Genomic DNA, 4,481 nt, shown 5'->3' with positions numbered 1-4,481 from the left:
AGCCCCACACATCGTCAACAGTGACGTCCCCACCCATGTCCGGCTCAACGAGCGTCGGGCCCAACAGTCGCAACAACTGCGGCTGCAGTACTAGGAGTTGTCGTCAAAGTGTCACGCCCACATCAGGAGTGAGGCGAGGGTGACGGCTGCTTGGTAGGACTCGGCGGTCTTGTCGTAGCGGGTGGCGATTCCGCGCCACTGCTTCAAGCGGTTGCAGCACCGTTCCACGACGTTGCGCCGCTTGTAGATCTGCTTGTCGAAAGCAGGCAGGCGGCCACCCCGGCTGCCACGCCGGGCCCGGTTGCAGGCCTGGTCGGACCTTTCCGGAATGGTGTGCGGGATGTTCCGGCGCCGCAGCCACGTGCGGATCGCCTTCGAGCTGTAACCCTTGTCGCCGATGACGTGGCCGGCCCGGACACGCGGCCGTCCCGGCCCGAGCCGGGGCACACGTATCGCCTCCATCACAGCGGTGAACCGGGTGCAGTCGTTGGTGTTGCCAGCCGTGACCACCAGAGCGAGCGGGCGGCCCAGGCCGTCGCAGGCCAGATGAATCTTGCTGGTCAGACCGCCTCTGGAGCGTCCGAGCGCCGGGCTGCGGTGCCCCCTTTTCGAGCGCCGGCTGCGTGCTGGTGTGCCCGGACGGTGCTGGAGTCGACCGACACCAGCCAGTCGACGTCCCCGGCCGCGTCCGCCCGGGCCTGCGCGCTTTGCAGCATCCGGCCGAACGTGCCGTCTGTGGCCCAGCGGCGGAAGCGGGTATGCAGGCTGGCCCAGGGTCCGTACCGCTCGGGCACGTCTCGCCAGACCACCCCTGCCCGGAACTTCCACACGATCCCGTTGAGCATCGTCCGGTCATCCAGTCGAGGGCGCCCCATTGACGTCCGAGGCGGCAATGGCCGCACGAAATCCCACTCGGCATCCGTCAGTTCATGACGACGTATCACCCGACCATGATCCACCAGCCGAGATCACATAGACGACAGAACCTAGCAACTAGCCTCGGCGCCGCTGTTCACGTATGAGTCGATGCTGACCGAGTAGCCGGCCCCGGTGGTGAGGTCGGGGCGGCTTCCGTGACCGTCCTCCGCGAGGCGCTCGGCGGTGAGGAAGACGATCGACAGGGCCATGCCCTCTCTGGTGAAACAGAGGTCGCCGGGCAAGGCTTCGGGGTCCGGACTCCATCCGTCCCGTACCGACGCCGTCCGGTAGTGCGCGGTCACTTCGGCCTGTGTGCCGGGGAAGGTGTACGTCCGGCCGGCGTACACCACGACATCGCCGCTGTCCGCCCAGCAGCCGGCGTCCACCTCCTCGAAGCCCCGGGCGACGGCGGCCCCGTCGGGCCGGGAGCTGAGGATGTCAAGCGCCGCCATCTCCTTCACCCGGTCGTCGGTCCCCTCGCAGTCCCTGGCGAGTTCCAGCAGCGCGCAGCCGGTGAGCGTCGCGGCCGCGAGCACGGTCGCCAGAAGCAGGGATATCGGGCGGGTAGTACCTGTCCGCAGGGGCAAAGCGGGCTCCATGGTGAAGGCCGGGGCGGAGGGAGGGCGGGGCCGCCGGGCAAGAGAGTCATCCGTGTCGGCTCCGGAGCGGGCACGGCCCAGTTCCACCAGCAGCCGTGGCCCTCGCTCCTGACGTGAGCGTGGCACTTCGACGACGCCTCCTAGCTGATGCGGGACCGCCACGGCAGCCCCTTCTGCTCCCGCGCCTGCGGGGATGGTTCCGATCTCACGTACCGCTTCACGAAGGGCGGAGGTTTTTCCCTGCGTCCGCGGGGATGGCCCCAGGCCCGGTCGCACGCGGGCTCGGCGGGCTGCTGCTCCCCGCATCTGCGGGTCCTGGCGCTCACTGCACCGCACTATCCGGTGGTGCTCACCGACTGGGCCGGCCACCGGCTGGACGCCGCCGACACGGTCCTGTCGCACACCGACAGGCTCGTCCTGTGCTGCACGAGCGGGAGTGACTCGCTGGCCCTGGTCCCCGAGCTTCTGGCCGGACTGAGCCGGCGGGGCTGGTCCCGGCTGGCCGAGCGGGCAGTCGTGGTGGCGAGCGAACTGGGCGGGGGCGCGATCGTGCTGGGCAGCGGGGAAATCCGCGAGCGCCTGGCCCAGCAGGGGGCCGCCGCCGTGGTCGTACCGTTCGACCCGCATCTCGTGGGCGACCGCACACTCCAGCTGGGCCGCCTCAGAGCCCGCACGGCCACGGCCCTCACCGACCTCGCCCGCGTAATCATGACCTGGGACTGACCCCCGGTCCGCTGTTCAGCATGGAACCCTTGCTCCCGATCCTGGTGAGAGGAGTTCCGCCCAGGGCCTGGCGAACAGTGCGTCCGCCTTGCCCGGCTGGCCCGAGCAGAGCAGCCGCTCGACGTCCTCCACCAGCTGACCACCGCGGCCTCGCCGACGGCCCAGAAGGTGACCCGCCAGCCGCGCATCGTCCCGAGCACCGATCCCCCTGGGACCCCGGCGATGGTGGCCACCGTGGTGCCTGAGAGCAGCACGGCGAGCGCTCGTCCATTCCTGCTCGGGCGAGACCAGCGCGGTGGCCGTCGTCAGCGCTACGGCGAGGAACCCCGCGTACGCGAACGCCGCGACCACCCGGGAGGCCACCAGGTCTGAGAAGCTGGAGGTGGCAGCGCCCATGATATGGGAGGCTACGAACACGGGGACGAAGCCCATTCATCGGCCTGCCGGCGGGCCCGCCCGGGTCGGGCCTCACGTCCTGGCGGTCGCGGCGTCGATGACCTCGTCCAGGACGTCACGGGAGCGGACGAGGTCGAGGATCATGCGGTCGATGCGCTCGCGCTCGACGGTCAGTTCCTCGACCAGCTCGCCGGTGGTGAGCTCGGTCGGGCCACCGTCCGCGTCCCGCATGCATGGGAGCAGCAGCGCGATCTTCTTGCTGCCCAGGCCCGCCGCGTACAGGGCCTGGATGCGGATGACGCGGTCGACCGCCCACTCGCCGTACGCGCGGTGGCCGCCGGGGGTCCGCTCCGACTGCAGCAGGCCCTGCTGTTCGTAGTACCGCAGGGACCGCTCGCTCACTCCGGAGCGCCGTGACAGCTCGCCGATCCGCATCGTCCGCTCCGCTTCCCACGTTTCCACTTGAATCTGACACCGGTGTCAAGTTCTACGGTACCGGCATGACGAACAACGCGAGCGGATCCCGCCTCTTCGAAGCCACCGACCTCGGCCCCCTCTCCCTCCCCAACCGGCTGGTCATGGCCCCGCTGACGCGCAACCGCGCCGACGCCGACGGGGTACCGACCTCGCTCATGGCCACGTACTACGCACAGCGCGCCTCCGCCGGCCTGATCATCGCCGAGGCCACCACGCCGAGCGCCGTCGGTCAGACTTACGCCAACATCCCCGCGCTCCACACCTCCGCCCACGTGGCGGGATGGCGCGAGGTCACCGACGCCGTACGGGACGCCGGCGGGCGGATGTTCGTCCAGATCCAGCACGGTGGGCGGGTCGGCCACCCGGACACCAGCGGTCACGTCCCCGTCGCGCCCTCACCGGTGGCGCTCCCCGAGGAGATCCACACCACCGGCGGGCGCCGTCCGTCCGTCGCCCCCCGCGAGCTGACGGTCGACGAGATCCACTCCACCGTCGCCGACTTCGCCGCCGCCGCACGACGGGCCGTGGACGCGGGCTTCGAGGGCGTCGAGGTGCACGCCGCCAACGGCTACCTGATCCACCAGTTCCTCGCGAAGAACACCAACCAGCGCACCGACGCGTACGGCGGTTCGGTCGCGCACCGGATCCGGTTCGCGGTCGAGGTAGTGCAGGCCGTCACGGACGCGATCGGCCCCGAGCGGGTCGGGGTGCGCATCTCCCCGGGAGTCGGCGTCAACGGCATCGAGGAGGGTGACACCGACAGCATCTACTCGGCTCTCGTCGCCGCTCTGGCCGAAAAGGGTCTCGCCTACCTGCACGTCGTGTTCGCCGACCCGGACCAGCCGCTGTTCCAGGAGATCCGCAAGGCCTGGCCGGGCACGCTGATCGCCAACCCTGTCCTCGGCTGGGGAGGACCGCTGCCCGCCGACGGCGGCCGCGGGGCCGGCGAGCGGCTGCTCGCCGCGGGAGCCGACCTGATCTCCCTGGGCCGCGGCTTCCTGGCCAACCCGGACCTGGTCGAACGCCTGCGCGTCGGGGCACCGCTCAACGCCGTACGGGATCAGTACCTGATGTACACGGGCGGGGAGACGGGCTACACCGACTACCCGACACTGAACGAGCCCGCACTCGCGGCCGCTTGAGGCTCCGAGATGCGGCCCCCCGGGGTTTCACTACACGCCAGGGGCACCCGAGCGACCCAAAGAGACTCCAGGTGGCAGATGCGGTCGAGCGCGGGCCCCCACTTCGCCGTCCTCAACTCCGCAGGTGCGAGGCCCCGTTGAGGTCGAGGATCGTGCCGGACGACCATTCGGCGGCGGGGGAGGCGAGCCAGAGCACCGCCGCCGCGACCTCCTCGGCCGAGCCCAC

General features: G+C 70.5%; 4 protein-coding genes and 3 pseudogenes. 2 read left to right on the top strand and 5 right to left on the bottom strand.

Translation table 11 applies throughout. The features are described 5' to 3' along the window. Positions 1–111: 111 nt before the first annotated feature. Together ACFYX3_RS41950 and ACFYX3_RS41945 are read right to left on the bottom strand one after the other, a co-directional pair. Positions 112–875, bottom strand: a pseudogene (locus ACFYX3_RS41950) (IS5 family transposase). A gap of 111 nt (positions 876–986) precedes the next feature. Next, positions 987–1,505, bottom strand: a complete 519-nt coding sequence (locus ACFYX3_RS41945) for a hypothetical protein (protein WP_389025401.1) — start codon at positions 1,503–1,505, stop codon at positions 987–989. 357 nt (positions 1,506–1,862) lie between these two features. On the opposite strand from ACFYX3_RS41945, the gene ACFYX3_RS41940 reads away from it, so the two are divergent. Next, the gene (locus ACFYX3_RS41940) at positions 1,863–2,240 is read left to right on the top strand and encodes a hypothetical protein (RefSeq protein WP_389025404.1); all 378 of its coding nucleotides are present in this window, start codon (positions 1,863–1,865) and stop codon (positions 2,238–2,240) included. Positions 2,241–2,395: 155 nt separating this feature from the next. Here ACFYX3_RS41940 and ACFYX3_RS41935 read toward each other — a convergent pair. Beyond that, positions 2,396–2,672 (bottom strand): annotated as a pseudogene (locus tag ACFYX3_RS41935) (MFS transporter); the annotation flags it as partial. A gap of 36 nt (positions 2,673–2,708) precedes the next feature. Then, positions 2,709–3,071, bottom strand: coding sequence for a MerR family transcriptional regulator (locus ACFYX3_RS41930; protein WP_376587386.1), 363 nt, complete (start codon positions 3,069–3,071; stop codon positions 2,709–2,711). A 65-nt stretch (positions 3,072–3,136) separates the two neighbouring features. Here ACFYX3_RS41930 and ACFYX3_RS41925 point away from each other — a divergent pair, with 65 nt between their 5' ends. Further along, positions 3,137–4,255, top strand: a complete 1,119-nt coding sequence (locus ACFYX3_RS41925) for an alkene reductase (RefSeq protein ID WP_389025399.1) — start codon at positions 3,137–3,139, stop codon at positions 4,253–4,255. 112 nt (positions 4,256–4,367) lie between these two features. Here ACFYX3_RS41925 and ACFYX3_RS41920 read toward each other — a convergent pair. Further along, positions 4,368–4,481: pseudogene (locus ACFYX3_RS41920) on the bottom strand (3-oxoacyl-ACP reductase); the annotation flags it as partial.

It is taken from the genome of Streptomyces sp. NPDC002463 (assembly GCF_042889835.1).
In the GTDB taxonomy this organism is placed as follows: domain Bacteria; phylum Actinomycetota; class Actinomycetes; order Streptomycetales; family Streptomycetaceae; genus Streptomyces; species Streptomyces nymphaeiformis.
Note: the sequence above shows the minus strand (reverse complement) of the source record. Positions and strands in the feature narration are given on the sequence as shown.

Bases quoted from the DNA above. Each gene is read 5' to 3' on its own strand.
- ACFYX3_RS41930 (WP_376587386.1), bottom strand. From the start codon at position 3,071: ATGCGGATCGGCGAGCTGTCACGGCGCTCCGGAGTGAGCGAGCGGTCC.
- ACFYX3_RS41925 (WP_389025399.1), top strand. From the start codon at position 3,137: ATGACGAACAACGCGAGCGGATCCCGCCTCTTCGAAGCCACCGACCTC.